We start from the raw sequence: 2,468 nt of genomic DNA, 5'->3' as shown, positions 1-2,468 counted from the left end.
CCGGGCACAGCTGGTGCGGACGGCACGGTGGGTGAGTCCGGCGGGCTGGGCGGGACCGGCACCGCAAGCACGTCCGGCGCGGCCGGAACGGCGGGTGCCGCCAGCGCCTCCGCCGGCGTCGGCGCCCCCTTCGAACCGGCCATCAGCTGCTTGAACGTCGCCGCCGAGCGGGGATTGCGGTCGCACTCGAAGAAGCCGTGCGGGCAGTAGTCGGTGACGGTCTGGTAGGCGGTGTCGTGGGTGCGGATCCAGTCGACCATCCGCTGCACGAACTCGGGGTTGTCGCCGTTGCGGAACAGCCCCCACTCCGGGTAGGAGACCGGCTTGCCGCGCTTGGCGGCGAACTCCACCTGGTCCTGCAGGCCGTACGGCTCGTGCACGTAGTCGTCGAAGGTGCCGCCGGCGGGCTGGTCGTAGTTGTCCATGCCGATGATGTCGACCACGTCGTCGCCGGGGTAGCACTTGGTCCACGGGACGGCGTCCAGGCCCCGGCTGGGGGCGAAGTCGAAGCGGAAGCGCTGCCCGGGCACCGAGCGCATCACCCCGACGATCCGCCGCCAGTACGCCTTCCACGCGGACGGGTCGGGTTTGCAGCGGTGGGTGTAGGTGGTGCCGTTCATCTCCCAGCCGAGAGTGAGCACGGTGTCCGCGCCGCCCAGCGCGACCAGCCGGTGCGCGAGCTTGAGGAAGTGCCCGTCGAAGTCCCCGCGCGCGCCCTGGGCGAGCAGCCTGGCGACCTCGCCGTCCGGCACGTTCGCCTCGCTGGGCACCAGCATCGGCACGCCGAGCACCAGCAGCCGGGACGGATCGGCCCGCCGCCACTGCGACCACAGGCCGAGCACCATCGGTTCGCCCTCGACGTCGCTCCAGCTGTTGCCCGCCAGATAGGTGTGGCCGACCTGCATGTTCGCGTCGCCCAGCCACTGCGCGTACTGGCGGATCTGCGGGATGTAGTCGTCCCAGGACCCGACGAAGGCACCGAACGGCGGCTCGTGACTCGGCCGCTGGACCGGCGGGCGGGAAGCCGCGCCGCGCGGCTCGATGACGCCCGAGGAGAGACTGTGCCGTTCGGTCTGGCTGAACGGCGTCCCGGCCGGGACGCTGGCCGTGGCCATCAGCAGCAGGGTGGCGGCGGCCAGCGTCAGGCGGCCGATTCGCATGGTGCTCTCCTCCGGGCGTCGAGTGGACGGGGCGCACGGTCTCGGCGTGGACGGACCGTGACGCCACGCTCGCTGACAGTAGGCCCAATGGAGGAAGGAAAAGCCGAATGTCACCCTAAAGTGGGCGCCAATGACATGCCGTCCACCGAAACGTCTGCCCAACGGCCGGCGACCGGCTGTCAGGTATCAGCTCTGTAACGGTCCTGCCGGGCCCTTCCGGACCGCTCCGGCACGCCCGGCGGAGCGGCCGGAGCGCCGACGGCGCAGGTGGGCGGGTGGACGTACGGGGAGGGTCCGCGCGGCCGGGCGGACGCCCGACGCGACGGGCCGGTGGCGGAACCGGGCTGACTCGCGTGCCCGCTGAAAGGTACGCTCCGCCCGTGTCCTGGAAGCCTCTGCGTGTACTGACCCCCCGCTCGATCCTGCCTGCCTCGGCGGTGGTGCTGGTCCTTGCGGCCGGAGCGGCGGCGCACGCGAACAAGCCGGTGCCGTTCGGTGACCGGGTCGCGGGACCGGGCGACGCGGGGGCGACGCCGGTGAACTCCGAGTCGCTCAGCTCGGCCGACCTCGACCTGCGGGTGGGGCCCGGCCTGGAGGCCTTCCACAAGCAGACCGGCGAGCAGGCCTGGTCCTACCGCCGCGAGGGCGCCGAGGCGCTCTACCTGGCGATGGCCGGCGACAACGCGATCGTGGTCTGGGACGACGGCATGGTCACCTCGGTGCGCCCCGGCGACCACGAGGTGCGCTGGCACCGTGCGGTGCCCGGCCTGGCCGACTGGCTGCACGGCGATGGCGAGCCCGGCGCCGACAAGCGGACCGACGCCCAGCGCAAGGCACTCGCCAAGCAGCGGGCCGCGGGCGCGCTGCACACCGTCCAGCGGGACGGCTCGCCCTGGCTGGCCCTGGTCACGCCGAACCTGACCATGGGCCTGCGCGACGCCGACGGCGACCTGCGCTACAACGACAAGCCCTCCGCCGGCTGCGCCTACGACCCGCTGCGCACCGTCCACACCGACTACGCCGTGCTCATCCCGCGCACCTGCACCAACAGCAGCGGGCAGGCCGTCTCCGGCGGCATCACCGGCTACCGGCTGGACAGCAACGGCTGGGCCATGAGCACCGGGCCGACCGCCACGGTCAAGGTACTGGACCGCAGCCGGGTGGAGATCACCGACGGCCCGATCGTCCCGCCCAGGGTGTTCGACACCAAGGCGGCCGCGCCCGAGACGGCCTGCGGCGGCGTGGACGCGCTGTTCGCGGCGGTCCGCCCGCAGGGCGGCTGCGCGGCGGACCCGTCGCCGAACCCGG

At 73.0% G+C, this 2,468-nt stretch carries 2 protein-coding genes; one reads left to right on the top strand and one right to left on the bottom strand.

Annotated elements, in window-relative coordinates; translation table 11 throughout:
- Positions 1-1,160, bottom strand: a 1,160-nt coding sequence (locus KS423_RS43415) for a glycoside hydrolase family 26 protein (RefSeq protein ID WP_224285200.1), incomplete at its 3' end; no start/stop codon positions are given.
- 380 nt (positions 1,161-1,540) lie between these two features.
- Here KS423_RS43415 and KS423_RS43410 point away from each other — a divergent pair.
- A partial coding sequence (locus KS423_RS43410; RefSeq protein WP_224285199.1) for a PQQ-like beta-propeller repeat protein occupies positions 1,541-2,468 on the top strand: 928 nt, incomplete at its 3' end.

The organism is Streptomyces sp. LS1784 (genome assembly GCF_020103755.1).
Classification (GTDB): Bacteria; Actinomycetota; Actinomycetes; order Streptomycetales; family Streptomycetaceae; genus Kitasatospora.
This window is presented reverse-complemented; position numbering and strand designations above follow the sequence as displayed.